The following is a 25,743-nucleotide window of genomic DNA, read 5'->3' on the forward strand; positions in this document are numbered from 1 at the left end:
TCGGTAGGCGGCTGACGCCGCCAACCTCCACTATCCTCTCCCCCGGCGGGGAGAGGGTTTTTTCGTTTTGGGGACAAATCCATGAAATGGTTCGGGACGAAAGCTGCACTTGGTGCGGTTGGGCAGGTGGATGCGCGGCCGGTGCTGACGCGGGCCTGGGGATCGGGCGCGGTGGCGCTGGGGGAGTGGCCCGCCAGTTATGAGGCGCAGTTGCGTGCCGGGGTGATGGGCAATCCGATCGCGCAGCGGGCGATGCGGCTGGTGTCGGAAGGGGCGGGCGCGTGCGCATTGAAAGTGCGCGGTGTCGAGGATGGCGCGCGCGTGCTGGCGCTGGTCGGGCGGGCGTCGGCGGGGCAGGGGCTGGTCGAGACGCTGGCCTGCCACCTGCTGTTGCATGGCAATGCCTATGTGCAGGTGATGGCCGGTATGGACGGGATGCCGGCCGAACTGTTCGCGCTGCGGCCGGAACGGGTGAGCGTGGAGGCCGATGCGCGCGGCTGGCCGGCGGCCTATCTGTATCGGGTGGGGGAGAGCGTGACGCGGCTGACGCCCGAAGATGGCGCGGGGCGGACCAATATGCTGCACATCAAGGCGCTGCATCCGCTGGATGATCATTATGGGCTGGGTTGTGTGGGCGCGGCGGCGGGGGCTGTGGCGATCCATAATGCGGCGAGTGTGTGGAACAAGGCGCTGCTGGACAATGCGGCGCGGCCGAGCGGGGCGATGGTCTATGATCCGGGCGACGGATCGGTGCTGTCGCCTGAGCAGTTCGAGCGGGTGAAACGCGAGATGGAGGTGGCCTTTGCGGGGGCGGCCAATGCGGGACGTCCGATGTTGCTGGAGGGGGGGCTAAGCTGGAAAGCGATGAGCCTGACGCCGGCGGAGATGGATTTTGTGGGATTGAAAGCAGCGGCGGCGCGGGAGATCGCTTTGGCCTTCGGCGTGCCGCCGATGCTGATGGGGCTGCCGGGCGACAATAGCTACGCCAATTATCGGGAGGCGAACAAAGCGTTGTGGCGGCAGGCGATCCTGCCGCTGGTGGCGAAGATAGGCGGGGCGTTGGCCCAGGGGCTGGGCGATTGGTGGCCGGGGCTAGGGATCGAGGCCGATTTGGACGCGGTGCCGGCATTGTCGGATGAGCGGGCGGCCCTTTGGGAGCGGGTGGCGGGGGCGGATTTCCTCTCGGCGGAGGAGAAGAGGGCGATGTTGGGGATCGGTTAGCGCAGAGGCGCGGAGGGCGGGAAGAAGGAAGAAAGATTGGCTGCCTTTGGCGGCTTTCTTTTTGCTCTGCGTTCTCTGCGCCTCTGCGTGACAATCTTTTACTCTGCAGGGCGGGCTAGGCTGTCGAGGCGGCAGAAGCCGGTATCGCTGTTCCAGCGGCCCCCCTGGATCAGGCAGTCGCCGGCGCGGAACAGGCCGAAATGCCAGGCGATGGCGACCAAGGCCACCAGGACGAGCAGGATCAGGATTTTGCGCGGCGTGCGTTGCATGCGCGCCCAATAGACATGGGCGGTCCCCATGGGAAGGCGGGATGGATGAAACAGGATGGCGACATGCTGGCGCGACTGGTGGCGCAGGCGGAAGGGGTGCCGGGCGGGGCGGACATGGTGATGATCCGCGCGCTGATCGAGGAGGCGAGCGAGTTGGGCGCGGGGCGGGCGCTGGAGCGGTTGGGGCTGGCCGACGGCCACGCGGAGGGCGACATGCGCGAGCTGCGCGAATTGCTGTCCGCCTGGCGCGACGCGAAGAAGGCGGCGCGCGGCGCGGTGATCGGATGGGCGGTGCGGATCGTGATGGCGCTGCTGGTGCTGGGGATTGCGGTGAAGGTGGGGTTGGTAGGATTGGTGCGCGGATAGCATTGACCCCGAAGCACCGTCCGTTCGTGATCGTATCGACGCAGCGGTGCGGATGATCCCTCGATACGTCCCTTCGACTTCGCTCAGGGACTACTCAGGACGAACGGAGATTGGAATGAAAAGCGACATACGCTTTGCCGGCTATGCGGCAATTTTCGACCGGGTGGACCGGGGCGGGGATGTGGTGCGGGCAGGCGCGTTCGGGGCGATCGATGCGTCGGGCGTGCCGTTGCTGTGGCAGCATGGGCCGGGCAGCGTGATCGGTGTCGTCGAGACGGCGCGGGAAGATGCGCGCGGGCTGCGCGTGATCGGGCGTGTGTCGCAGCGGACCGCGGCGGGGCGCGAGGCGGCGGCGGCGCTGAAGGCCGGGGCGCTGGACGGGCTGTCGTTCGGATACCGCGTGCGCGAGGCGCGCGGGGTGGGGCCGCGGGAGTTGCTGGGGCTGGAGCTGGTGGAGGTGAGTCTGGTGACGCACCCCATGCAGGATCTGGCGCGGGTGGTGGCGGTGGAGGGGTAGCGTTTCCCCCTCATCCAACTGCGCCTAGCCAGCAAGCTGGCAAGGCTTTGCATCCTTCTCCCCCGAGGGGAGAAGGGTCATTTGACGCCCAGCCATTCCAGGCCGCCGGGCAGCGAAACGGCGCTGTAGTCGAGTTGGAGGACGCGGCGGCGGCGGGGGTCTCTCGCGGTTTCGGAGGCGTGGAGAATCGGGGTGGCATAGAGCCAGATGTCGCCCCGTGCGGCTAGGCAGGCATGGGCGCCGCAGCCATCGACCAGCGCGGCGACGTCGCTTTCGGCGACCCGGCCTTGGCGGTGCGAACCGGGGGCGATCAGCAGCGGGGCATTGTGCGCATCGACCGGATCGAGATGGAGGCGCAGGGTCAGCATGCGATCGAGCAACGATTGCGGCGGGGCGACATGCTGGATGCCGGACTTGACGGTCCAGGGGCCAAAGCCGGGGGTTTCGATCCTCTGTCGCACCGCGATCGTGCGGTCCTGATGCCAGCCGAGCGCCCAGTTGGTCGTGGCGCTTTTGTCGAAGAGGATCGCGCGGACGGAACGGGCGGCTGCACCCAGATGAGCGGCGGCGTGTTGGCCGATCGGGCCGCTGGCGCTCAGCATGGACGCGAGCGCGGGCAGGTTGGCGAGGCGTAGTCCGGCGCGATCGGTGGGTTGGGGCGCAAGCGCGACTTCGAGAGTGGCCAAAGATTCAGCGTCGAGTGCGGCGGGGATATGCTGGGCGCCGTCGGTGGCGAGGGTCAGGGACATGACGGCTTTATGGGCAAAGGGTTGAGCGGCGGCAAGGGCGCGGCTCCCCTCTCCAACTTCGCCTGACCGGCTGGGCCGGGAAGGCTTCGTATCCTCTCCCCCCACGGGGCGAGGATTTTGCGGGGCGGTCCGTTTGGGCCGCCCTTTTTTGTGGAGACGGGCATGACGGATCAGGTGACGGACGCATTGGAAGCGCGGTTCGATGCGGTGGTGCAGGGGGAGCGGATTGATGGGTTGGAGGGGGAGATTGCGGCGCTGAAGGGGGCTTTGCTGGCCACCCAGCGACCGGCGCTGGATGGCGTGAAAGGCGGGTCGGTCGATCCGGCGCGGGCGGCGTTTGTAGATCGCTATCTGCGGCAGGGGCATGAAGCGGGGGTTGAGCTGAAGAGCTTTTCGGGTGCTTCGGGCGCGGCGGGGGGCTATGCGGTGCCGCGCGAGATCGATCAGCTGATCGGGGCGACGCTGAAGGCGATTTCGCCGATTCGGTCGATCGCCAATGTGGTGCGCACCGGGAGCGCGGGCTATCGCAAGCTGGTGACGGCGGGCGGCATCGTGTCGGGTTGGGCGAGCGAGACGGGCGCGCGGGCCGAGACGGGGACGCCGGTTTTCAACGAGATCGCGCCGCCGTCGGGTGAGCTATACGCCAATCCGGCCGCGAGCCAGGCGATGCTGGACGATGCGCAGTTCGATGTCGAAGCCTGGCTGGCGAACGAGATCGGGCGGGAGTTTGCCGTCGCGGAGGGCGCAGCCTTCGTCAACGGCAATGGGACGAACAAGCCCAAGGGCTTTTTGACCTACACCACGACCAACGAGGCGGACAGCGTGCGGGCGTTCGGTTCGCTGCAATATGTGGCGTCGGGCGCGGCGGGCGCCTTTGCCGCGTCAAACCCGCAGGACAAGCTGATCGACCTGGTCCAGAGCCTTCGCGCGCCATACCGCCAGGGGGCGAGTTTCGTCATGAACAGCGCCACGCTGGCGGTGATCCGCAAGATGAAGACGACCGACGGCGCGTTCATCTGGCAACCGGGGCTGACCGGTGGTCAGCCTGCCACGCTGCTGGGCTATCCGGTGGTCGAGGCGGAGGACATGCCCGATATCGCTGCGGGCAGCCTGTCGATCGCGTTCGGCAATTTCCAGGCTGGCTATGTGATCGCGGAACGGAGCGAGACGAGCATTTTGCGCGATCCGTTCAGCAACAAGCCGTTCGTGCATTTCTATGCGGTGAAGCGGATCGGCGGGGCTGTGGCGAACAGCGAGGCGATCAAGTTGATGAAGTTCGCCGCTTCTTGACGAGTGGGGGGCGTTGTTCCCCCTCATCCAACTGCGCCTAAGCCCTGCGGGCTAAGGCTTCGTATCCTTCTCCCCCCTTGGGGAGAAGGTTTGGGGGGAGGCCGCGGGGCTTCCCCTTTTTTTGTGAGGGGGCGGGCGTGGCGATCACGGACATGGAGATGGCGGACCTGGTGCGGGAGGTGTGCCATGCAGGCGGCGATGGACCGCTGGTGCTGGGCGGGCCGTTGCCGGGGTTTCGCACCTTTGCCGCGGCGCTGAATCCTGGCGCGACCTTTCCCTATGTCATTCAGGGCGTGACCAATCCTGGGCAATGGGAGGCCGGGGTTGGCGAAATCGACGGCGCCGGCCGGTTGGTGCGCGTGCCGCAGGCGTCTTCGGCGGGCGGCGGCGCTGTGGATTTCACGGTAGGCGAGAAACATGTCGGGCTGGCGCTGCATGCCGCTTGGGTGGCGCAGGTCAACGAGCATGGTCATGGGCCAGGCGAGATTGACGGGCTGGAGGCGGCGCTGGCGGGCAAGCAGGCGGCGAGCGACGCATTGAGCGCGATTGCGGCGCTGGCGACGAGCGGGTTCGGGCGGGGCGCGCTCACGATGGGCGACGGGGCGGCGTTCCGGGCCTATATCGGCGCTGGCACCTCTTCTGCGAGCGGGACGGTGACCAGCGTGGCGGCGGGCGGCGGCATGGCGTTCGCAACGATCGGGGCGGCGGGCAGCGTGGCGCTGGGCACGCCGGCGAGCATCACGCTGGGATCGACCAACGGCGTGGCGGCGGGGACGCACAGCCATGCCTTTGCGCCCGGTGGAACCAGCGCGCAATATCTGCGCGGTGACGGGTCGCTGGCGACCTTTCCCACGGGTAGCGCGCTCAGCAAGGTGGACGATAGCAATGTCACGCTGACATTGGGCGGCGGCGCGGCGAGTGCGCTGCTGAACCCCGCGTCGATCACCGTCGGCTGGTCGGGGCAATTGCCGGTGGCGCGCGGCGGTACCGGGGCGGCCAGCCTGACCGGCTATGTGAAGGGCAATGGCGCGGCGGCGTTGAGCGCCAGCGCGACGATCCCCAGCACGGACATTAGCGGGTTGGGCACGATGGCGGGCCAGCATGCGGGCGCGGTCGCCATCACCGGCGGGACGGCCAGCCTGGCGTCGTTGAACGTCGCGCCCGCATCGGGTTCGGCCAATGCGGCGATCAATGCAGTAAGCGGCCAAAGCGCCACCCTGTCGCTGCACACGGCGGGCGTGGAAATGTGGCGGGTCGAGCGCACCGCGACGGCGAACAGCGGCGGCAATGCCGGGTCCGACTTCGCGCTGCGCCGCATGGATGATAGCGGCGCGCTGCTCGGCACGGTCATGAGCGTGTCGCGCGCGACCGGCGCGATGACGGTCGGCAGCGTCACCAGCAGCGGCGCCAGCGCGACGCTGATCACAGCCGTGCGCACCGGCAGCGCGGTCAATTGCGTATATGTCGCGCAGACAACGGCAGGCACCCTTTACTTCGGCAATGCCGACGGCAGCAAATTCGCCGTCGGTCCCAACAATAATCTGGCGGTCACGCCCTTCCTGTCCACCAGCGCGACCGTTTGCACCATCGGCGCGTCGGTCGAAACGACGTTCGCCAGTGCGGGGCGACCGTTGACCGACAATGCGATCGGCTGGGGCAGCGCGTCTTTCCGCTGGTCCACCATTTATGCGGGCAGCGGGACGATCAACACGTCGGATGCGCGGACCAAATGCGATGTCGGATCGGTCGAGGACGCCTTGATCGACGCATGGGGCTCGGTCGGCTGGCGGCGCTATCGCTTCGTCGGGGCGGTGGCGGACAAGGGCGAAGCCGCGCGCTGGCATCTGGGTCTGGTGGCGCAGCAGGTGCGCGACGCGATCGACGCGCGGCTGGGCGACGGCGCGGCGGTGCGATGGGGGCTGTTGTGTCACGACAGTTGGAACGCGGAGCCGGAGGAGCGGGCGGAGGACGGCACGCTGGTTCGGGCGGCGCGCGACGCCGGGGATCGCTGGGGCCTGCGCTACGACGAATGTTTCGCGCTGGAGGCGCTGTGGCAGCGGCGCGCGATTGCGGCGCTGGCGGCGCGCCTGGCGGCCCTGGAAACGGGAGGCGGCCATGCTGGCGGGTGAAGCAATCGGCGCGCGCCCGCTGGGCGCGGTGCGGGTTGAGGCGGCGGGGCCGTGGAGCTGGGGCATCCGGCCGGGGCAGGGGGCGCGGATCGCCGCGCGGGACGGGGCGATGCGGCCCGACCGGGACAAGGGGAGCAAGGTCCGATGAGCCTATATGTGAAAGATCCGCAGGCGCGGGTGGATCATGCGATCGACTGGTCCGCCTATCTGGCCGGGCAAAGCCTGGTCGCCAGCCTGTGGATGGTGACGCCGCAGGAAGCGGGCGGGCTGCTGGTCGAAACGCAAGCCTTTGAAGCGCAGCGCAGCAGCGCGCGGCTGAGCGGGGGCGTGGTGGGGCGCGTCTATCGGCTGACCAACCGTGTCACCCTGTCCGATGGACAGGTGGACGAGCGGTCGGTGACGATGCGGGTGGAGGAGCGCTGACCATGGTGGAAGAGAGCGAGAGCGGGGCGTTGGCGGCGTCGCTGGCGGAGCTGAAAGCCTATCTGCGGATCGAGACGGGGGCGGAGGATGCCGTGTTGGCGGGATTGCTGCGCAGCGCGGCGGCGCTGTGCGAGCAATTTATCGGCCAGTGGCTGATCGTGCGGGATGCGCGCGAGACGGTGGCGGGGGACGGCGGCTGGCAGAGGCTGTCGGCGCGGCCGGTGGCGGCGATCACGGCGGTCGAGGCGGTGGATGCCGATGGGGTGGCGGAGCCGTTGCCGGTGGACGCCTATGCGATCGATATCGATGCGGCGGGCGACGGATGGGTGCGGTCGACCCGCGCGGGCGACGGGCGGCGGTTGGCGGTGCGTTATCAGGCGGGGCTGGCGGCGGAATTGAATGGCCTGCCCGAAGCGCTGCGCCAGGGGATCGTGCGGCTGGCGGCGGAGCATTTCGTGGCGCGCGGCGGCGAAAGCGCGCCGCCCGCCGTGGTGAGCGCGCTATGGCGGCCGTTCCGGCGGATGCGGCTGGCGTGAGGGCGCAGCTGGCGGCGCTGGTGGAAGCGCGGGCGGCGCGGCGTCGGGCGCGGATCGTCGCGGCGCTGGAGGCCGCCGGAGTGGCGGCGGTTGTCGAGGGGGACGCGGTGCGGGCGTCCGCGCCGGGGCTGGCGGGGCGCTGGTGGCGCGATCTGAGGGTGCGGGATGCCGGGAGGGATGGGATATGAGTGCGGAAGTGGCGGCGCGGGCGGCGGTGATCGCCGCTTTGCGCGCGGACGGGGCGCTGATGGACGGGCTGAACGGCCTGTATGATGGCGAGCCGGGGCGGGCGAGCGCGCCCTATGGCCATGTCGGCGAATGTATCGGCGCAGACTGGGGCGGCAAGGATGTCGAGGGGCGCGAGGTGCGGCTGACCATCGGCCTGCGCAGCGCGGACGAGACGCCGGCACGGTTGGGCGGCATGATTGCGCGGATCGATCCGGCGATCGGCCAGGCGCAGGCGCGCGATGGGTGGCGGATCGTGACGGCGCGACTGGTGCGGTCGCGGGTGGCGCGGGATGGCACGGGCGCGGCCGCCGGGTGGAGAGCGGTGATCGACTATCGGTTGCGGTTGGTGCGGGGGTGAGGGGGGCTTTCGCTTCAGCGAATGGCGGCACATGATTTAGAGGGCGGAAGTGGGTTCCCGCCTGCGCGGGAACAGGCTTTTGCGATGGTGGACGCGTTGCAGGGCTGCCCCCTCTCAACTTCGGCTAGGGCCAATCGACATTCAGCTCTGACGGCCTGCAAATGGCGATTTTCCGTGCTTCCGGTGCTCACGTACTTTTAGTACGCTGCGCTCCGGGTCACGAAAAACCACCATTTTCGGCACGTCATCATCTGAATGTCGATTGGCCCTAGGCAGCAAACTGCCGAACCTTCGTATCTCTCCCCGAGGGGAGAGAGGGCATTTTTGTGTTGGCTATTGAGGAATCGGCTCAGCCTGGCTGGCTGCTTTCTTCATATTCGCTGGTGATCTTGTCGACATATTCGGCGATCTGGTCGTCCGCGTCGCTGTTGGCGGCGGCGTCGGTCATTTTGTCGGCCTTGTCCGATGCCACGATCGCGGCGCGGAAAGCGGCTTCCTTGTCGGCGCAGGCTTTTTTCATTGCGGACTGGAAATCGCCGACCGGCAATTTCTTGTCCAGCGCGGGCTGGACCTGGGCGCTGAGGCATTTGGAAAATTCCTTGCGCCCGGTGCCGACGGGATCGGCTGAGGGGGCGGTGGCCAGCATCATCATGAGTGCGGCGGCAACAATCATAGAAACCTCTCCATAGCGGCGTTTTAACGTCGATAGCGGCGTCAAGACGCTGCGACCGGATGGTCGAGCGCCATCCGAGTCTGTTATTTTTTCGCGATTTTCCGGGCGGAAGCGGGGTGCTTTCGACGCGGCATCGCTTGGCTGGAGGATGCGCCATGGGCGTCGAAAAGGGAAGTGCGTTTCTGCTCAAAGTGAGCGACGGCAACATGCCTGCAACATATGCGACGGTGGCCGGGATGCGGACCACGCAACTATCGGTGAATGGCGAGGCGGTGAATATCACGTCGAAGGATTCGGGCGGCTGGCGCGAATTGTTGTCGGGCGCGGGCGTGCGGTCGGTCAGCGTGTCGGCGGCGGGGCTGTTCACGGGATCTGCGGCGGAGGTGCGCATCCGCAACCATGCGCTGTCGGGTACGATCGAGGATTATGAACTGAGTTTCGAGAGCGGCGAGCGGATGCGCGGGCGCTTTCTGGTCACGCGGCTGGACTATGCCGGCGATTATAATGGCGAGCGCAATTATGCGCTGAGCCTGGAAAGCAGCGGCGCGGTGGTTTCGGAATGAGCGGCGCGGCGAACGAAGCGCGGGGCGAGGCGGCGCTCGCGCTGGGCGGGGAGGTGCTGGCGCTCAGGCCGGGTTTTGCCGCGCTGGTGGCGGCGGAGGCGGAATTGGGGCCGTTGTTCGATCTGGTGGAGCGGGCGGCGGACGGGAAATTGTCGCTGGCCGATCTGGTGGCTTTGTTCTGGCATTGCCTGGTCGATCGCGAGGCGGTGAGCCGCGAGGCGCTGGGCGAGGCGGTGGTCGCGGTCGGGCTGGCGAAGGTGACGCCGGTACTGAAAGCGATTTTGCAGCAGATATTGGCGGGGAAGTGAGGCGGTTTGCGGACAGCGCGGGGCGGCTGGCGGGGGTGGCCGGATGGCTGCTGGGCTGGCGGCCGGACGAGTTTTGGCGCGCGACCCCGGCGGAACTGGCGGCGGTGCTGCGCGCGGCGCGGGGGGATGACGCGCCTGGGGAGGGCGTGGATGGCGGCGAGTTGGCGCGGTTGATGGGCGCGATGCCGGATTAAGGTCTGGCGTGGAGTCCCCCTCTTTCAACTGCGCCTAACCCCGGCCTTCGCCGGGGCAAGGCTTCGTATCCTTCTCCCCCATGGGAGAAGGTCTGTTTTTATGAGGAGGCGCTGGTGGACGAGGAAATCGAGACGCTGGTGGTGCGGGTGCGGGCGGATACGCAGGGGTTGAGCCGCGATGTCGAGGCGATGCGGGCGGGGCTGGAAGGGCCGCTGGGCGATGGCGCGGACAGAGCCGGGCGGCGGATCGAACAGGGGCTGATGCGCGCGGTGCGGACCGGCAAGTTCGGGTTCGAGGATTTGCGGCGAATTGCGGTGAGCGTGCTGGACGAGATTGCGGCCAGTAGCGTGCGGTCGGTGCTGGGGAGTGGAGGCGGCGGTGGCGGCGGCGGGCTGGCGGGGCTGGGCGCGTCGCTGCTGATGTCCGCGCTGGGGCTGCCGGGGCGGGCGACGGGCGGGCCGGTGACGCCGGGGCGCGCCTATATGGTCGGTGAGCGCGGGCCGGAAATGTTCGTGCCGACGAGCAGCGGGCAGGTGGTGGCCAACGGCAATAGCGGCGGGCGCGACGTGCGGGTGAGCATAGCGGTCAATGGGCGCGGCGGCGAGAGCGAGCCGCGCTTGCTGGCGCGCAGCGCGCGGCAGGTGGCGCGGGCGGTGAAGGGGGCGCTGGGCTGATGGGCAGGATCGATTACTGGCTGGCGGATGCGCGGCGGGGGCAGGAGACGCGCTGGATCAAGCGCTTTGCCGCTACGCATTGGACCGTCAATTTTCCGCGGCCGATGATGGCGAGCGTGGTGACGAGCGCGCCCGACGCATTGCGCGTGGATGCGGTGTTTTACGGGTCGGGCGATCTGGCCGGGCTGATCTGGGAAGCGGCGGACCAGTGGAGCCATCCTCTGCTGGCCTATGACACGGATCGGGATTTTCGGGATTGCGTGCTGTCGTTCCGGTGGCGCAGCGGCGGCGTGCGGAGGCTGGACGAGACGCATGGGCCGACGCTGACGATCGAGGGGCGGGATCAGGACGGCCATCCGCGCGCCTGGTATGTGCGGTTGTGGAACTATGCCAGTGGTGGGCCGGAAGATGCTGTCATCACATTGGATTTTTCCGATCTGGTTGGTGGCTACGACCTGCCGGAGGATGACGATCCGGTCTGGGCGGGCGATGTCGATCGGATGTTCATTTCGCTGGTGCCGCCCGGCTATGACGAGGGCGACACGCCGTTTGCCGCGGCGGTCGAAGGATGGGCGGAACTGAGCGCGATCGCCTGTGACGGGGCGGGATCGATGCTGACGATCGGCGATGTCATGCTGCCCGAACATGGGCTGTCGATGGCGACCGGCTATGACGATTGTTTCAACCAGACGCCGGAGCGTGTCGTCGCGGCGATCCAGGCGCTGGGCTATCGCGGGGCGGTCAACCATTATGTGGGCATGAGCCATTATTTCCGGCTCGAACGGGTGGGCGAGGGCCTTTACGTCAGCCTAGCGGGCGGGGTGTTGAATGCGCCGTGCGCGGCCTGGCACCGGGACTTTGCGGCGCGGGCGAAGGCATTGGGGTTCGGCGTCATCTGGTCGCTATCCTATGAATTGTTCGACGCGCATTGCTGGAACGACTGGAAGCAGCGGGCGGAGAATGGCGATCCGGCGCTCACCGGATGGGTGCCGCCATCGACTTTGCTGTCGCCGGCGCATGGCGGGGCGATGGGTTATCTGCAGCAGGTGGCCGGGGCCTTTGTTTCCATTGGGTTGGAGGCGGGGTTGCCGATCCTGTTTCAGGTCGGGGAGCCGTGGTGGTGGGTGATGCCCGCAGATGGCCGTATCTGTTTGTACGATGATGCGGCGCGGGCGGCGTTGGGTGGCAGTCCGGTGTCGATCCCCGATGTGCGGGGCGCTCTGGACGGGGCGCAATGCGCGTTGCTGGATGCGGCGGGGGCTTTGCTGGCGGCGTCGACGGCCGCGCTGTGCGCGGCGGTGAAGGCGCTCGCGCCGGGGGCGGTGACGCATTTGCTGGCCTATCTGCCGACCATATTGGACCCGCGCGCGCCGGAGGCCAAGCGGGCGAATATGCCGGTGGGGTGGGCCGCTCCGGCGTTCGACGTGCTGCAACTGGAGGATTATGATTGGGTGACCGAGGGGCGGCCGGGGCTGACCGCGCGGGGCGTGGAACTGGCGACGGCGCGGCTGGGCTATCCGATCGCAGAGCAGCATTATTTTTCGGGCTTCGTGCTGTTGCCGAGCCAAGCGGGGCAATGGCGGCGGATCGCCGCGGCGGCACAGGCGTCGGTGGCGCGTGGGACGGCGCAGACATTCGTCTGGGCGCTGCCGCAAGTGTGTCGCGACGGGTTTACCTACTTCAGCATCGATGGGGAGGATGATATGCAAGCCTTTGACGATATTATCTTTCCGCTGGCGATTGGGCGGGAGGCAAGCCTGTCGCCAGCTTTTTCGACGCAGATCGTGGAAAGCCCGTCGGGCCATGAGCGCCGCAGCAGCGACTGGGCGGATGCGCGGCTGTCGTTCGACGCCGGGCCGGGGGTAAGGTCCGAAGCGGACATTGCAACGCTGATCGCTTTCTTTCGCGCGCGCAGGGGGGCGGCGCGCGGGTTCCGTTTCACCGATCCTTATGATGACCGTAGCGGCGCGCCGGCCGTCGCGCCTTCGCCGATCGACCAGCGGCTGGGGATTGGCGACGGGGTGCGGGCGACGTTCCAGCTGATGCGCTATTATGGCGTGGGCGAGGAGGCGCAGGCGCGGATCATCACCCGGCCGGTGGCGGGGAGCATAAGGGTGGCGGCCGACGGGGTCGAATTGACCGAGGGTTGGAGCCATGCCGGGCTGGGTATGATTGCGTTCGACGTGGCGCCGGGCGCGGGCGTGGTGCTGAGCGCGGGGTATCGGTTCGACGTGCCGGTGCGCTTTGCCGAGGACCGGCTGGACATCAACCGCGCGACCTTCGCCGCGGGCGAAGCGCCGTCGGTGCCGCTGTTGGAGATACGCGAATGAGCGGCGTTATAATGAGTGATGGGGAGAGGCTGGACGCGCCGCTCAATACGCTGGCCTTTTGCTGGCGGATCGAGCGACGGGACGGGGTGACGATTGGACTGACCAGCCATGATCGGGATTTGGACATCGGCGGGCTGACCTATCGCGCCGCGCCGGGGATGACGCCGTCGGCGGTGCGCAGCGGGATCGGGCTGGACGGTGAGGATAGCGACGTGGCGGGCGCGCTGTCGAGCGATGCGATCGGCGAGGCGGACCTGATGGCCGGGCGCTGGGACGGAGCGGCGCTGGAGTTGCGGCTGACGCAATGGGAGGAACCGGGCGCGTTGTGGCTGATGCTGGCGCGGGGCGAAATCGGCGCGGTAGCGCGCAAGGGCGGGGCGTTTACCGCCGAACTGCTGGGCGCGGCGGCGGTGCTGAGCGGGCCGGTGGCGCCATCGACCTCGCCCGATTGCCGGGCGCGGCTGGGCGACGGGGCGTGCCGGGTCGATATGGCGGGGCGGCGCAAGATCGTGACGGTGAGCGCTATAGATGATGTGGATGTGGCGATCGGTGGGCTGGTGGCGGGGGTTTATGCCTTTGGGACGTTGCGTTGGTTGAGCGGGGCCAATGCCGGACTGACGCAGGCGGTGATCGACAATGGTACGGACGGGGTGATGCTGGCCGATGCGCCGTCCTTTGCGGTGACGGCGGGGACGTTGGCGTTGTTGACGCAAGGGTGCGACCGGCAATTGACGACCTGTGCGGCGCGTTTCGGCAACGCGGTCAATTTCCGCGGGGAGCCTTATCTGCCGGGCATGGACTTGCTGACCCGTTATCCGGGCGCATGAGCGCGGTGGTCGGGCGCGCGCGGGCATTGGTCGGCGTGCCGTTTCGGCTGCATGGGCGTAGCGCTGCCGGGCTGGATTGCGTCGGGCTGGCGGCGCTGGCGATGGGGCGAGAGGCGCATTGCGCTTATGGGCTCCGGAGCGGCGACTTTGGGCGCGCGGAGCAATGGCTGTTGGCGGCGGGATTGCGTCCGGTGGAGATCGGACAACCGGGCGATCTGGCGCTAGTGCGGCCGGGGCCGTTGCAGCTGCATCTGATGATCGGGACGGGGGCGGGGTTCATCCACGCCCATGCGGGGATCGGGCGCGTGGTGGAGATGCCGGGGGTGTCGCCCTGGCCGGTGATCGGTTGGTGGACCTTATAATAGTGCATTTAAGGAGAAACTTATGGCGACGGTGGTGCTGACGGCGGTGGGGACCGTGCTGGGCGGGCCGATCGGCGCTGCGATCGGCGCGGTGATCGGCAATGTCATCGACAATCAGGTCTTGTTCAAGCCGAAGGGACGCGAGGGTGCGCGATTGGCCGACCTGCAAGTGCAGACGTCGAGCTATGGCACGCAAGTTCCCAGGCTGTTCGGGACGATGCGGGTGGCGGGGACGGTGATCTGGGCCACGGACCTGAAGGAGACGAAAAGCAAGAGCGGCGGCGGCAAGGGACGGCCGAGCGTGACCAGCTATGCCTATTCGGCGAGTTTCGCGGTGGCACTGTCGGCGCGGGCGATCGGGCAGGTGCGGCGGATCTGGGCAGACGGCAATCTGCTGCGCGGGACGGCGGGGGATTTCAAGACGGAGGTGTCGGGCTTTCGCGTCCATCTAGGCGGCGAGGACCAGGCGGTCGATCCGCTGATCGCGGCGGCGGAGGGTGCGGGGCTGACCCCGGCGCATCGGGGGATCGCCTATGTGGTGTTCGAGGATCTGGCGCTGGCCGATTATGGCAATCGCATCCCGTCGCTGACGTTCGAGGTGGAGGCGGATGCCGGGCCGGTGTCGATCGGCGCGGTGGCGGCGATGTTGAGCGGGGGACGGCTGGATGGCGACGGTTTGGCCGTGGTGGATGGTTTTGCGGGGAGTGGGGCGGATGTGCGGGCGGCGATCGCGCCTTTGGTCGAGGCGCATGGGCTGGGGTTGCGATCCGGGGTGGAGGGATTGCGATTGACGGCCTTGGGCGCTGCGGCCGGGACGATTGGCGCGGATTGGCTGGCGCGGCGGGTGAACGGACAGGCGATCGATCCGGTCGAACGATCCGGCGCGGCGGCCGACGACGTGCCGGTGGCGCTGAGCCTGCGTCATTATGATGCCGCGCGCGATTATCAGGCCGGGGTGCAGCGGGTCACGCGGCCGGGGCCGGGGCGGCAGGAGCAGGGGATCGAACTGCCCGCGGTGATGGCGCCAGACTCGGCGCGGGCAATCGCAGCGGAACGACTGGGCGCGGGCTGGACCGGGCGGGCGACGATGGCGCTGCGGTGCGACTGGCGGGCGCTGGCGCTGAACCCCGGCGCGGTGGTGACGGTGGCGGATGCGCCGGGGCTGTGGCGGATCGAAGAACGGGAATGGGAGGCGATGGCGGTGCGGCTGGCGCTGCGCCGCGTGCCGGGCGCGGGCGGGGCGCTGCCGGCTGGGGCGTCTTCGGGCGCGATCGTGCGGCAGCTGGATGCGCCGCATGGCGCGACGACGCTGATGCTGGCGGACCTGCCGCAGATCCAGGACGGGGCGGCGAGCGCGCCGTTGCTGGTTGCGGCGGCGAGCGGGGGCGAAGGCTGGCGCAGCGCGGCGTTGTTCGTGATGAGCGAGAGCGGGGAGGCGGCGCCCATCGGGCGCGCCGCGCCGCGGGCGGTGATGGGGGTTACCGCTGCTGCGCTGCCGAGCGGGAGCGCGACATTGATCGATCGGCGGCATGATGTGCTGGTGACATTGCTGGCGGCGGACATGGACCTGGGCGGGGCGGACGAGGCGGGGTTTGCGCAGGGGCGGAACCTGTGCCTGGTGGGGCGCGAGCTGGTGCAGTTCGAGACGGCGGTGCGGACCGGTCCGGCCAGCTATCGGCTGGGCGGGCTGCGCCGGGGGGTGCGCGGCACTGAATGGGCGATGGACGGGCATGGGGCGGGCGAGCCGTTCCTGCTGATCGAGGAGGAGCGGCTGGTCCAGCCGCTGGCGGCGCTGGGCACGGTGGGCGAGGTCGGTGCGACGCTGCGGCTGGCGGCGGTCGGGCTGGGCGATGTCGAGCCGGTGGACGCGACGATGACGATCAGTGGCGAGGCGCTGATGCCGCCGTCGCCGGTCCACTTGAGGGCGCGGGCGTTGGATGGCGGGCAGGCGTTCGGCTGGGTCCGGCGCAGCCGGGCGGGGTGGCGGTGGAGCAATGGCGGGGACGCGCCTTTGGGCGAGGAGGCGGAGCGCTATCGCATCACGGTGCTGGATGGCGCGCGCGTGGTGCGCAGCGCAGACAGTGGCGCGCCGGATTGGGTCTATCCGGCGGCGATGATTGCAGCGGACGGGACCGCAGGCCAGCCATTGGTTGCGGAAGTGCGTCAGTTGGGGACGTTGGCGCTGGGGCGCGCTGCGCGGATCGCGTTCACCGCCTGACGGCATCAGGAACGAAACGAGGAGGACGAGATATGGACGAAACGCCGCGTTGGGCGCTGCCGCTGCTGTTTGCAGGACAGGCGCAGAAGGAAATCTTTCACAACGAAGCGTTGATGCTGGTCGACGCCTTGTTGCACGGGCGCGTGGAGAGCGCCGATCTGAGCGCCCCGCCGGGCGCGCCGACGGAGGGGCAATGCTGGATCGTGGCTGCCGGCGCATCGGGCGCGTGGACGGGGCAGGTGGACGCGGTGGCGCTGTGGACTGCGGGGGGATGGCGATTTATCGCGGCGCGCACGGGGTTAAGGGTTGTCGTGGCCGACCGCAATCATGCCCTTTTCTACGATGGGACAATATGGCGGGCCGATGTGATCCGCAGCGACGGCGTCTATCTGGACGAGCAGCGAGTGGTGGGAATGCGCAGGGCGGCTATCGCGACGCCGAGTGGGGGGAGCGTGATTGACGTGGAAGCCCGCTCTACGCTCGCCGACGTTCTGGCAGCCTTGCGCGGGCATGGGCTGATTGCCAGCTAATATTACGGGCCTGTGCATTTCTTGTTGCAGGCGTGCGTCGTTAGTCTAGAATTCCTCCACATTAGCCTGATAAAGCTATGAAAGCCGGGTTAGTGCGTTATTTTTGCAACGGTTTCACTAATTGTGGACTTGCCATGAAACCTTCTTGCGAATACAGGGTTTCAGCAGTCCTTCGTGACACTCTTGAAAGGGGAATTTTTATATGCGGAAGCTAGCCCTCGCGGCCGCGCTCGCCACCACCGTACTGGCCACTCCGGCCATGGCGCGTGACAATAGCTGGTATGTCGGCGTCGACGCCGGCGTCCTGCTCGTCGAAGACCAGGATCTCACCTTCTCTGCTGTCCCTGCCGGCGGCTCGGTCGTTCCCTCGATCGACTACCATAAGGGTTATGATTTCGACGCCAACATCGGCTATGATTTCGGCGGCTTCCGCCTGGAGGCCGAAGCGGCCTACAAGCGCGCCAAGATCGACCTCGACAAGACCGGCTTCGGCGGCGCGGCCTCGGCTCTGTCGTTCATGCTGAACGGCCTGCTCGACTTCGGTCCCGATGATGGCCTGCAGGGCTTCGTCGGCGGCGGCGTCGGCGTGTCGCGCGGCAAGCTGGCTTCGGACATCGTGAACGACAGCGACACTGGCTTCGCCTGGCAGGCGATCGCTGGCGTTCGCTACCCGGTCACCAGCAATGTCGATGTCTCGCTGAAATATCGCTTCTTCAACCAGGACGATATCAAGCTGATCCCGGCTTACACGACCGCCTTTGGCGTTGCGGGTTCGACCGCCGACACCAAGCTGCGTACGCACAGCCTGCTGCTCGGTCTGACCTACAACTTCGGTGGCGAACCGGCTGCTCCGCCGCCGCCCCCGCCGCCGCCCCCGCCGCCTCCTCCGCCTCCTCCGCCCCCGCCGCCGCCGGTTGCCGAATGCAACCCTGGCCCGTACATCGTGTTCTTCGAATGGGACAAGTCGGACATCACGCCTGATGCCGCCACCATCCTGGACAACGCGGTTTCGGCCTACAGCAGCTGCGGTAGCGCTCAGGTCATGCTGGCCGGTCACGCTGACCGTTCGGGTGCCGCTTCCTACAACGTCGGCCTCTCGCAGCGCCGCGCTGACTCGACCAAGGCCTATCTGGCCTCGAAGGGTATCCCTGATGGTGTCATCACCACCCAGGCCTTCGGTGAATCGAAGCCGCGTGTCGACACCGCGGACGGCGTTCGCGAAGTCCAGAACCGTCGCGTGGAAATCAGCTACGGTCCGGGTTCGGGCATGTAAGCCGATCTCCATTCCCCGGAATGGAAACAGAATGGGGGCTGGTCGCAGGACCAGCCCCTTTTTCTTTGCCTGGCGGGTTGGGAGGCAGAGGCGACCTGAGCCATGGGCCGTCGTTCAGTCGCCAAAGTGACGACAAGATCACCGAAGGGTTTGGCTAGCCTGTCGCTTCACGCATGGTGCGGCCAAACCTCGGATGATTGCCCCCCCGGCGCTACTTCTCAACGCGGCCCACACGCTTCCTCCCACTCTATAATCGGCATCACGCGGCTCGCGGTGTTGACGATCTGCCATATCGGCATCATGCGCTGCCGATATGCAGCAGGCAATCCGGGCGTAGCAAGAACCCAAACGCCAATATCTCGCGGGCTTCTTGCGAAGACTTATCAAAAAGCAATGACAAATCGGTGCGGATGAGCAACAAAAAGGCTCCAGTGGCGTTAGCGTTGTATCTTGCCCTTTCCTGGGAGCTATCCATGAAAATTCTTCCGATTCTCACCGCCTTGCCGATCGTCATGGCCGCGGCTGCCTGCGCCACCACATCGGCCACGCCGAGCGCCGCGCCGACCGCGTCCGCCAAGCTGGCGGCCGCCGATGGATCGGCGCGCGGAACGGTGACCGTGACCCAGGCGGCCGACGGCTTGCATGTCGTGGTCAAGGCGATGGGGCTGACCCCCGGCATCCATGCCGTGCATGTCCACACGACCGGCCAGTGCGCCGCGCCCGACTTCACCAGCGCCGGCGGCCATTGGAATCCGACTGCGCGCAAACATGGCAAGGACAATCCTGCCGGCATGCATATGGGCGACATGCCCAATATGACGGTTGGGTCGGATGGCACGGGCGCAATCGAATATCATATCGCCAACGCCGGGATCAGTGATGGCGCGACGCCGCTGCTCGACACCGATGGCGCGGCGGTGGTGGTTCACGCCCAGGCCGACGACAATGTCAGCGATCCGGCCGGCAATGCCGGTGGGCGCGTGGCATGTGGGGTATTGGCTGCGGGTTGACCGTTATTCAAGCGACAGGTCACGCTGCTCATAGCTTAGGGTGTAGCGCGCCTTATGGGTGTGGCGCGCCCCCGCTTCGCTTGCATGTCCTCGCTCTCGTTACAGGCGCTCCGTTCCCGTGGGTTCGGAGCGCTTTTGCAATGGGGAGTCGTCACTCCAGCAAGGGTCGCACCGCGCCATCGGCATCATAATCGGCGATGGCGTGATAAATCGCGCCGTGCTGACCCAGCCGACTTTCGAACAGGGTGAAGCGATCGACTCGGAACGGCGCGCCGGCCAGAGGGGCATGGCGCGATAGAAAGGAATCGACCAGCCCCCCCGTTCGGCCGAAACGGGCAAGGGTGACATGGGGCAGATAGGCCCGGCTTTCCGGCGGCATGCCAACGGAAACGCAGGCACGGTCGATTTTGCGATGCAGGGCCGCCAGCGGATCGCGCGGTTTCACGCCGGCCCAGAGCGTATCGATCACGCCCCTGCGGTCGAACGCGCCGACGCCCGACAGTTGCACGTCCAACGGGGTGAAGCGGATTTTGGCCAGGGCGTGGGCGATGTCATTGGCGCGATGGCGATCGACTTCTCCGATGAAGCGCAGTGTGAGGTGCAGTTGATCGTCGGTTTGCCAGCGCGCGCCCTGGACGCCATCCATGAGCGACAGGAGATATGCGCGCTGATCGGCGGGCGGACGGACGGCGGCGAACAGGCGGTGCATGGGCCGGATATAGGGCGATCGATGCGATACGTCACCGATATTGCCGGTTTGGCTTGAATCATGCGGTCGATGCGCCGATAATAGATATACCGGCAAGACATGCCGGTGAAGGAGACGATTTTCATGGCCAACTGGTCCGACCCCCGTTCCGATATTGCAGGCTTTGGCGGCGCCACCGCCGCGCGCGGTGCGGCGTTCGACGCCGGGCTGCGCAGCTATATGCTGTCGGTCTATAATTATATGGCGAGCGGCGTGCTGCTGACGGGCGTCGTCGCGCTGCTGTTCGCATCGAGCGGGATGGCGGCTTCGGTGTTCACCGGCCCCGGCATCCTGAAATATATTGTGATGTTCGCGCCGCTCCTCTTCGTCATGGTGCTGAGCTTTGGCATCAATCGCCTGTCCACTGTGGCGGCGCAGGGGCTATTTTGGGCCTATGCGGCGGTGATGGGCGTGTCGCTGTCCTACATCTTCCTGGCCTATACCGGCACGTCGATCGCGCAGACCTTCTTCGCGACCGCGGCGGCCTTTGCAGGTCTCAGCCTGTGGGGCTACACCACCAAGAAGGATCTGTCGGGTTTCGGCACCTTCCTGATCATGGGCGTTGTCGGCCTGCTGGTGGCGAGCCTGATCAACATCTTCATGAAGTCCAACGCGATGAGCCTGGTCATCAGCGGCGTCGGCGTGCTGCTGTTCGCGGGCCTGACCGCCTATGACACGCAGAAGATCAAGAGCATCTATGCCCAGGTCGCGGGCACGGACATGATGGGCAAGTCGGTGGTGATGGGAGCGCTGAACCTCTATCTCGACTTCATCAACATGTTCATGTTCCTGCTGCGCCTGTTTGGCGATCGTCGCTGATCGCAGCGGTTTGAGGATTAAGGGAAGGCCCGGCGGAGTGATCCGCCGGGCCTTTTTGTATGTGAGACAAGGTCCGTTCATTTCGAGCGCAGTTGAGCAAGGCATGGGAAGCAACTGCCGCTTTTACGACTGCGCTCGAAGCGAACGGAGGAGTGGCTCAGTCCTGTTTCTGCATCGCAGCGATGAGTGCACCGTCTAATTCTTTCTGCCGCTTATAGGCGGGGCGGTCGCGCAGGCGCGCCGCATAGGTTTCGAAGGCGGGAAGGCTGGGAATCGACTGGAAGCTGAGGCCCCAATCTATTTGCGAGCCGACATAGACGTCGGCGGCGGTGAACTGGTCGCCGCAGATCCACGCGTCACCTGCGACGGCCGTTTCGAGCGCAGCGATCGTGTCTTCGAACGTGCCATAGCCAGCCGTGCGTTCCCGACCTTCCGGCAGGATGAAGCCCATCGCCTTGTTGGTCACGGCGGCCTCGACCGGGCCGGCGGCGAAGAAGAGCCAGCGATAATAGGCATGGCGCTGGTCGAGCGCTGGGGCGAGGTTGGCGGACGGAAAGGCGTCCGCCAGATAGGCGCAGATGGCGGGGCATTCGGTCACGACCCGGCCTTCATGGACGATGGCGGGCACCTTGCCCATGGGATTGATGGCCAGATAGTCGGGTGTTTTCATGCCAGTGGCGTAATCGAGAACGACCGTCTCATAGGGGGTGCCGACCTCCTCCAGCATCCAGCGGGCGATCTGCCCGCGCGACATGGGGTTGGTGTAGAGGGTGAGGTTAGAGGGCATGGGCTTCTCTCCTTAAATCGAGGTGGCGAAGGTGGCGCAGCCGGAGCGCTGAAGCCACCCTCTTTCACGATCAGCGATGCTATGCCTCTGTCCGTGCGTTCCAAGCAAGGGCCGAGCGAGCTGAGGACGAACGATGCTTCGGCAGTTCGAGCGGCGATGCGGGGCAAACGGACGCGCATATTAATAGAGATCGAGGGTTCTATCGGTAAGGGACGATATCTTTGATTTTTCGACGAAATTGCAAATGCCATTTTTAATATATTGAGATCGTAACGTATAAGACGCAATAATCGTGAAATGAAGCTCTGGGTAGCAAGAAGAGAATAATAAAAAGCATAATATGCTTGAATTATACTCGTCATATAAGTGCAACCGCAGGAGTTTTATTCATGTATAATATTGGCAAGAAAGCTATCATTCTGGCCGCTCTTCTGTCTTCAATGACCGGGGCCGTCGCCTTCGCCGGGACGGGCGAGCGGATCGAGGTCCGCCATGACGTTAATATCGCCGGACTGGACCTGACATCCGCACATGGCAGGACGCTGCTCGACCAGCGCATCCGCGGGGCGGTTCGCGCCATTTGCGGTCGGACCGTGGGGCGTGACCTCTATGCAACGATGGACCAGCGGCGCTGTACGCGCGATGCCTTTGCCTCCACGATGCCGCAGATCGAACTCGCCGTCGCTAAAGCCCGGAACGAGCGTTATGCTGGCGATCCGGCCAAGGTTGCGGCGGTGACGATCAAGCGCTGACCGATTTCACCGACCGATACGGAAAGGGCGGCAGCGATGCCGCCTTTTCTACATGCGGCGGAAACCGCCATCTTTTAGGAAATGCGCGACCTGATCGACGACAAGGCGGGCGTATATCATTGCGGTGTGGGCAACGGGTAGAACGAGATGATCGGTTTGGCCAGGCAGGTATGTGGCGGCGACGCTAACCTTGCCATCATTGGGGGCGCGAAAGACGAGGTTTGAGACAGCGCCAATCGCCGGGCGGTTGCCGGCGATGATACCGATGGGATGGTCGATGGCGCCAAGCAGTATCTGCGTTGCGGCGTTGCGTCGGGTGCGCAGGAGCGGGCCGGCGTGGTTGAGGATAGGGCGGTCGAGGCGCAGGCGGTAGAGCAGGTCGGCCAGTTCGCTGCCGCCGTTGGGTGTACCGAGCATGACGACGCGGCCGAGATGGGCGGGGCGATGGCGGCGAGATAGGCGCGCAGCAGAAGCCCGCCCATCGAGTGGCCGACGCAATGGAGGCGCTGGGCGTTGTAGGCAGGGGCTGCGGTGATCCGCTGATGCAGATGGTCTAACACGCGGTCGATCGGCCAGCGCCAGCTAGGATAGCCTATGTTTGCGACGTCAAAGCCCGCGGTGCGCAAGCGGCGGGCGAGCAGGGCGGTCTGGAGCGGGTGGCCGCCGAATCCGTGGAGGAGGATGATGGATTCGGTCCACTGGGTAGTCATGGGGTTGGCTTCATTTTCTAGTGTGCCGGCGAAAGCTGGAGCGCGGTGCGGTGAGCGGTGTTCCCCGTCATCCAGCCGCGCCTAGCCAGCAAGCTGTCGAGGCTGCGTATCCTGCCCCCCGAGGGGAGAAGGGTGTTCATAAAGAAAGGGCGGCCTTTGCGGGCCGCCCTTTGCGTATTTTCCGGCAAAGCGCCTATTTCGTGCCTTCGGCAGCCTTGGTCTTGCCACCCTTCTTGCCCTTTTTCGGGGCCGCCGGGGTGATTTCGAAGGCCAGCGCCCCGACCCCGTCGGTTTCCTTCATATGGACATGGACCTCACCGCCATGGACCAGCTTGCCGAAGAGGAGTTCCTCGGCCAGCGGCTGCTTGATCTTTTCTTGCATCAGGCGGCCCATCGGGCGCGCGCCATACAGCTTGTCATAGCCCTTCTTGGTCAGCCAATCCTTGGCCTCCTGATCCAGCGTGATGTGGACATCGCGGTCGGCCAGTTGCAGTTCGAGTTGCAGCACGAACTTGTCGATGACGCGGGCCACCACTTCAGTCGGCAGATAGTCGAACGGCACGATCGCATCGAGGCGGTTGCGGAATTCGGGGGTGAAGAGCTTCTTCACCGCATCCTCCTGCACATCCTCCCGCGTGAACTCGCCAAAACCGATGCTTTCCTTCGCCATGTCCGACGCACCGGCGTTGGTGGTCATGATGAGGATGGTGTTGCGGAAATCGACGGTCTTGCCGTGATGATCGGTAAGGCGGCCATTATCCATCACCTGTAGCAGGATGTTGAAGAGGTCGGGATGCGCCTTTTCGATCTCGTCCAGCAGCAGCACGCTGTGCGGTTGCTGATCGACCGCATCGGTCAGCAGGCCGCCCTGGTCATAGCCGACATAGCCCGGAGGAGCGCCGATCAGGCGGCTGACCGAATGGCGTTCCATATATTCCGACATGTCGAAGCGCTGGAGCGGAATGCCCATGATCGAGGCAAGCTGACGCGCCACCTCCGTCTTGCCGACGCCGGTGGGGCCGGAAAAGAGATAGTTGCCGATCGGCTTGTCGGGATCGCGCAGGCCCGCACGCGACAGCTTGATCGCGCTGGATAGCACCTCGATCGCCTTGTCCTGGCCGAAGACGACGCGCTTCAAGTCCGTGGTCAGCGAACTCAGCACAGTCTTGTCGTCGGATGACACCGTCTTGGGCGGGATGCGGGCCATGGTCGCGATGACCTGCTCGATCTCCTTTGGGGTGATCGTCTTCTTGCGCTTGGACGGGACGACGAGCATCTGCATCGCGCCGACTTCGTCGATCACGTCGATCGCCTTGTCAGGCAGCTTGCGGTCGTTGATGTAGCGCGCCGACAATTCCACCGCCGCCTTGATCGCGTCCGGCGTATATTTGACGTGGTGATGCTCCTCGAACGCGGTACGCAGGCCGGCGAGGATCTTGATCGTGTCCTCGATCGTGGGTTCGTTGACGTCGATCTTCTGGAACCGGCGCAGCAACGCGCGGTCCTTTTCGAAATGGTTGCGAAATTCCTTGTACGTGGTCGATCCGATGCAGCGGATCGTGCCGCCGGACAAAGCGGGCTTCAACAGATTGGATGCATCCATCGCGCCGCCGCTGGTCGCGCCAGCACCGATGACGGTGTGGATTTCATCGATGAAGAGGACCGCGTGCGGCATCTTTTCCAGTTCGGTGACAACGGCCTTCAACCGCTCTTCGAAATCGCCGCGATAACGGGTGCCGGCCAGCAGCGCGCCCATGTCGAGCGAGTAGATGACCGCTTCCTTGAGCACGTCGGGGACTTCGCCCTCGACGATCTTGCGCGCCAGCCCTTCCGCGATCGCGGTCTTGCCCACGCCCGGATCGCCGACATAGAGCGGGTTGTTCTTGGAGCGGCGGCACAGAATCTGGATCGTACGATCCACCTCCGCCGTGCGACCGATCAGCGGATCGACCTTGCCCCGACCCGCTTTCTCGTTGAGGTTGACGGTGAACTGTTCGAGGGCGCTGTCCTTCTTGGCCTTGCCGTCCTGCACCTTCTTTTCCTCCTCGGAAGCGCCCTTGGTCTCCTGACGCTCGGGCGTGGGCGTGCCCTTGCCGACGCCGTGGCTGATGAAGCTCACGGCATCGAGACGGCTCATATCCTGCTGTTGCAGAAAATAGACGGCATAGGATTCGCGTTCGGAGAAGAGCGCGACGAGCACGTTGGCGCCCGTCACCTCATCCTTGCCGGACGACTGGACATGGAGGATGGCGCGCTGGACCACGCGCTGGAAACCGCTGGTGGGGGAAGGATCGCTGGACCCCTCAACCTTCAGGCTGTCGAGTTCGGTGTCGAGATATTGCGTGACGGCGTCGCCCAGCTCGCCGATTTCCACGCCGCACGCCTGCATCACCTTTGACGCATGTTCGTCATCAATCAGTGCCAGAAGCAGATGCTCCAGCGTGGCATATTCATGCTTGCGCTCCGACGCATGGGTCAGAGCGTTGTGCAGGGTGGTTTCCAGAGCGGGTGCGAAAGAAGGCATGTCTGTTCTACTCCTGGCCCCAAAGAGGGGCGGTATCGAACCATATGTCGGCATTGCTCGACGCGGGATCAAGGCCATGGCCTAGACCAGCGGAATTGCCTGACTGCCCAAGCCCGATAGAGCCCTTAAGGGCGCAGGGGGCAAGGCGCGGGTTCATCGCCTGAATAACGCCTCGGCACTTGCCTTATGGTTAACGGCGTTGTCTTTTATCGTTCTGGTGCGCGCGATTTCCGTTTCCAGAGCGCGGATGCGGGCGTCCAGTTCGGCAACGGACAAGGGCCCCAGATCCTGCCTCAACAGGCGGGCCAGCGGATCATCTCCCTTGTTCGGCAGATCGTCATCCAAGTCCATGAC

General features: G+C 66.0%; 32 protein-coding genes and 1 pseudogene. 23 read left to right on the plus strand and 10 right to left on the minus strand.

Translation table 11 applies throughout. The features are described from left to right. The first annotated feature begins 81 nt into the window (after positions 1–81). On the plus strand, positions 82–1,221 hold the full coding sequence (locus tag CEQ44_RS11520) for a phage portal protein (RefSeq protein ID WP_088185673.1): 1,140 nt from the start codon (positions 82–84) through the stop codon (positions 1,219–1,221). A gap of 98 nt (positions 1,222–1,319) precedes the next feature. Here the strand turns inward: CEQ44_RS11520 and CEQ44_RS11525 are convergent, their stop codons facing one another. After that, a complete protein-coding gene (locus CEQ44_RS11525; protein ID WP_088185674.1) occupies positions 1,320–1,520 on the minus strand; it encodes a hypothetical protein in 201 nt (66 codons plus the stop codon). Between the two features lie 15 nt (positions 1,521–1,535). On the opposite strand from CEQ44_RS11525, the gene CEQ44_RS11530 reads away from it, so the two are divergent. Then, positions 1,536–1,856 (plus strand): DUF6127 family protein, encoded by a 321-nt coding sequence (locus CEQ44_RS11530; protein WP_088185677.1) that lies wholly within the window; start codon positions 1,536–1,538, stop codon positions 1,854–1,856. A 115-nt stretch (positions 1,857–1,971) separates the two neighbouring features. Next, positions 1,972–2,373 carry an HK97 family phage prohead protease gene (locus CEQ44_RS11535; protein ID WP_088185675.1) on the plus strand — a complete coding sequence of 134 codons (402 nt, stop codon included), beginning with the start codon at positions 1,972–1,974 and terminating at the stop codon, positions 2,371–2,373. A 77-nt stretch (positions 2,374–2,450) separates the two neighbouring features. Here CEQ44_RS11535 and CEQ44_RS11540 read toward each other — a convergent pair whose 3' ends face one another. Beyond that, positions 2,451–3,122 (minus strand): phytanoyl-CoA dioxygenase family protein, encoded by a 672-nt coding sequence (locus CEQ44_RS11540; RefSeq protein ID WP_088185676.1) that lies wholly within the window; start codon positions 3,120–3,122, stop codon positions 2,451–2,453. A gap of 162 nt (positions 3,123–3,284) precedes the next feature. Here CEQ44_RS11540 and CEQ44_RS11545 point away from each other — a divergent pair, with 162 nt between their 5' ends. The 7 genes from CEQ44_RS11545 (at position 3,285) to CEQ44_RS11570 (ending at position 8,086) form a co-directional block, all read left to right on the plus strand. Continuing rightward, positions 3,285–4,412, plus strand: coding sequence for a phage major capsid protein (locus tag CEQ44_RS11545; protein WP_088190052.1), 1,128 nt, complete (start codon positions 3,285–3,287; stop codon positions 4,410–4,412). A gap of 137 nt (positions 4,413–4,549) precedes the next feature. Next, positions 4,550–6,541 (plus strand): tail fiber domain-containing protein, encoded by a 1,992-nt coding sequence (locus CEQ44_RS11550; RefSeq protein ID WP_088190053.1) that lies wholly within the window; start codon positions 4,550–4,552, stop codon positions 6,539–6,541. Further along, positions 6,528–6,689, plus strand: a complete 162-nt coding sequence (locus CEQ44_RS24400) for a hypothetical protein (protein WP_176401096.1) — start codon at positions 6,528–6,530, stop codon at positions 6,687–6,689. The genes CEQ44_RS11550 and CEQ44_RS24400 overlap by 14 nt, the downstream gene beginning before the upstream one ends. Continuing rightward, positions 6,686–6,964, plus strand: a complete 279-nt coding sequence (locus CEQ44_RS11555) for a hypothetical protein (protein ID WP_088190054.1) — start codon at positions 6,686–6,688, stop codon at positions 6,962–6,964. The genes CEQ44_RS24400 and CEQ44_RS11555 overlap by 4 nt, the downstream gene beginning before the upstream one ends. A gap of 2 nt (positions 6,965–6,966) precedes the next feature. Beyond that, complete coding sequence (locus CEQ44_RS11560; RefSeq protein ID WP_088190055.1) at positions 6,967–7,500, plus strand: phage head-tail connector protein; 534 nt, start codon at positions 6,967–6,969, stop codon at positions 7,498–7,500. Next, on the plus strand, positions 7,497–7,688 hold the full coding sequence (locus CEQ44_RS11565; RefSeq protein WP_306341408.1) for a hypothetical protein: 192 nt from the start codon (positions 7,497–7,499) through the stop codon (positions 7,686–7,688). The genes CEQ44_RS11560 and CEQ44_RS11565 overlap by 4 nt, the downstream gene beginning before the upstream one ends. After that, entirely contained in the window at positions 7,685–8,086 is a 402-nt protein-coding gene (locus tag CEQ44_RS11570; protein WP_088184315.1) for a DUF3168 domain-containing protein, read from the plus strand. Before CEQ44_RS11565 ends, CEQ44_RS11570 begins: the two co-directional genes overlap by 4 nt. Positions 8,087–8,435: 349 nt before the next feature. On the opposite strand, the gene CEQ44_RS11575 is transcribed toward CEQ44_RS11570, so the two are convergent. Then, the gene (locus CEQ44_RS11575) at positions 8,436–8,759 is read right to left on the minus strand and encodes a hypothetical protein (protein WP_088184316.1); all 324 of its coding nucleotides are present in this window, start codon (positions 8,757–8,759) and stop codon (positions 8,436–8,438) included. Between the two features lie 155 nt (positions 8,760–8,914). Here CEQ44_RS11575 and CEQ44_RS11580 point away from each other — a divergent pair, with 155 nt between their 5' ends. From CEQ44_RS11580 to CEQ44_RS11625, 10 genes are all read left to right on the plus strand, one after another. Beyond that, positions 8,915–9,322 carry a phage major tail protein, TP901-1 family gene (locus CEQ44_RS11580; RefSeq protein ID WP_066601203.1) on the plus strand — a complete coding sequence of 136 codons (408 nt, stop codon included), beginning with the start codon at positions 8,915–8,917 and terminating at the stop codon, positions 9,320–9,322. Then, entirely contained in the window at positions 9,319–9,630 is a 312-nt protein-coding gene (locus CEQ44_RS11585; RefSeq protein ID WP_088184317.1) for a GTA-gp10 family protein, read from the plus strand. Before CEQ44_RS11580 ends, CEQ44_RS11585 begins: the two co-directional genes overlap by 4 nt. Further along, positions 9,627–9,824, plus strand: coding sequence for a phage tail assembly chaperone (locus CEQ44_RS11590; protein ID WP_088184318.1), 198 nt, complete (start codon positions 9,627–9,629; stop codon positions 9,822–9,824). The genes CEQ44_RS11585 and CEQ44_RS11590 overlap by 4 nt, the downstream gene beginning before the upstream one ends. 114 nt (positions 9,825–9,938) lie before the next feature. After that, positions 9,939–10,499 (plus strand): tail tape measure protein, encoded by a 561-nt coding sequence (locus tag CEQ44_RS11595; RefSeq protein ID WP_088184319.1) that lies wholly within the window; start codon positions 9,939–9,941, stop codon positions 10,497–10,499. Then, positions 10,499–12,829: a DUF2460 domain-containing protein gene (locus tag CEQ44_RS11600; protein WP_088184320.1), complete on the plus strand. Its 2,331-nt coding sequence runs from the start codon at positions 10,499–10,501 to the stop codon at positions 12,827–12,829. The genes CEQ44_RS11595 and CEQ44_RS11600 overlap by 1 nt, the downstream gene beginning before the upstream one ends. An 11-nt stretch (positions 12,830–12,840) precedes the next feature. Beyond that, positions 12,841–13,656, plus strand: coding sequence for a DUF2163 domain-containing protein (locus CEQ44_RS11605; RefSeq protein ID WP_088184321.1), 816 nt, complete (start codon positions 12,841–12,843; stop codon positions 13,654–13,656). After that, positions 13,653–14,018 (plus strand): hypothetical protein, encoded by a 366-nt coding sequence (locus CEQ44_RS11610; protein WP_088184322.1) that lies wholly within the window; start codon positions 13,653–13,655, stop codon positions 14,016–14,018. Before CEQ44_RS11605 ends, CEQ44_RS11610 begins: the two co-directional genes overlap by 4 nt. 22 nt (positions 14,019–14,040) lie before the next feature. Beyond that, positions 14,041–16,236: a phage tail protein gene (locus tag CEQ44_RS11615; protein ID WP_088184323.1), complete on the plus strand. Its 2,196-nt coding sequence runs from the start codon at positions 14,041–14,043 to the stop codon at positions 16,234–16,236. Between the two features lie 32 nt (positions 16,237–16,268). After that, positions 16,269–16,766, plus strand: a complete 498-nt coding sequence (locus CEQ44_RS11620; protein ID WP_088184324.1) for a DUF2793 domain-containing protein — start codon at positions 16,269–16,271, stop codon at positions 16,764–16,766. 202 nt (positions 16,767–16,968) lie between these two features. Continuing rightward, a complete protein-coding gene (locus CEQ44_RS11625; protein ID WP_088184325.1) occupies positions 16,969–18,039 on the plus strand; it encodes an OmpA family protein in 1,071 nt (356 codons plus the stop codon). 298 nt (positions 18,040–18,337) lie between these two features. On the opposite strand, the gene CEQ44_RS24405 is transcribed toward CEQ44_RS11625, so the two are convergent. Next, the gene (locus tag CEQ44_RS24405; RefSeq protein ID WP_176400326.1) at positions 18,338–18,514 is read right to left on the minus strand and encodes a hypothetical protein; all 177 of its coding nucleotides are present in this window, start codon (positions 18,512–18,514) and stop codon (positions 18,338–18,340) included. Between CEQ44_RS24405 and CEQ44_RS11630 the strand changes: the two genes are divergently transcribed. Beyond that, a complete protein-coding gene (locus CEQ44_RS11630) occupies positions 18,513–19,049 on the plus strand; it encodes a superoxide dismutase family protein (protein ID WP_088184326.1) in 537 nt (178 codons plus the stop codon). The genes CEQ44_RS24405 and CEQ44_RS11630 overlap by 2 nt on opposite strands. Before the next feature lie 151 nt (positions 19,050–19,200). On the opposite strand, the gene thpR is transcribed toward CEQ44_RS11630, so the two are convergent. Beyond that, positions 19,201–19,758 (minus strand): RNA 2',3'-cyclic phosphodiesterase, encoded by a 558-nt coding sequence (gene thpR, locus CEQ44_RS11635; protein WP_088184380.1) that lies wholly within the window; start codon positions 19,756–19,758, stop codon positions 19,201–19,203. 123 nt (positions 19,759–19,881) lie between these two features. Between thpR and CEQ44_RS11640 the strand changes: the two genes are divergently transcribed. Next, positions 19,882–20,616: a Bax inhibitor-1/YccA family protein gene (locus CEQ44_RS11640; protein WP_088184381.1), complete on the plus strand. Its 735-nt coding sequence runs from the start codon at positions 19,882–19,884 to the stop codon at positions 20,614–20,616. 157 nt (positions 20,617–20,773) lie between these two features. On the opposite strand, the gene CEQ44_RS11645 is transcribed toward CEQ44_RS11640, so the two are convergent. After that, positions 20,774–21,403, minus strand: coding sequence for a glutathione S-transferase family protein (locus CEQ44_RS11645; protein ID WP_088184327.1), 630 nt, complete (start codon positions 21,401–21,403; stop codon positions 20,774–20,776). Between the two features lie 389 nt (positions 21,404–21,792). Here CEQ44_RS11645 and CEQ44_RS11650 point away from each other — a divergent pair, with 389 nt between their 5' ends. Further along, on the plus strand, positions 21,793–22,155 hold the full coding sequence (locus CEQ44_RS11650; RefSeq protein WP_088184328.1) for a UrcA family protein: 363 nt from the start codon (positions 21,793–21,795) through the stop codon (positions 22,153–22,155). A 48-nt stretch (positions 22,156–22,203) separates the two neighbouring features. Here CEQ44_RS11650 and CEQ44_RS25070 read toward each other — a convergent pair whose 3' ends face one another. The 4 genes and pseudogenes from CEQ44_RS25070 to CEQ44_RS11665 all read right to left on the minus strand — a co-directional run bounded on the left by CEQ44_RS25070 (position 22,204) and on the right by CEQ44_RS11665 (position 25,740). Further along, a complete protein-coding gene (locus CEQ44_RS25070) occupies positions 22,204–22,572 on the minus strand; it encodes a hypothetical protein (RefSeq protein WP_254913827.1) in 369 nt (122 codons plus the stop codon). Between the two features lie 2 nt (positions 22,573–22,574). Further along, positions 22,575–22,865, minus strand: a pseudogene (locus CEQ44_RS25075) (esterase/lipase family protein); the annotation flags it as partial. Positions 22,866–23,058: 193 nt separating this feature from the next. Continuing rightward, positions 23,059–25,389 carry an ATP-dependent Clp protease ATP-binding subunit ClpA gene (clpA, locus tag CEQ44_RS11660; protein ID WP_088184329.1) on the minus strand — a complete coding sequence of 777 codons (2,331 nt, stop codon included), beginning with the start codon at positions 25,387–25,389 and terminating at the stop codon, positions 23,059–23,061. Positions 25,390–25,542: 153 nt separating this feature from the next. After that, complete coding sequence (locus tag CEQ44_RS11665) at positions 25,543–25,740, minus strand: DUF1192 domain-containing protein (protein WP_088184382.1); 198 nt, start codon at positions 25,738–25,740, stop codon at positions 25,543–25,545. Positions 25,741–25,743: the final 3 nt, after the last annotated feature.

Origin of the sequence: Sphingobium sp. Z007 (genome assembly GCF_900013425.1) — a bacterium.
Lineage (GTDB): Bacteria > Pseudomonadota > Alphaproteobacteria > Sphingomonadales > Sphingomonadaceae > Sphingobium.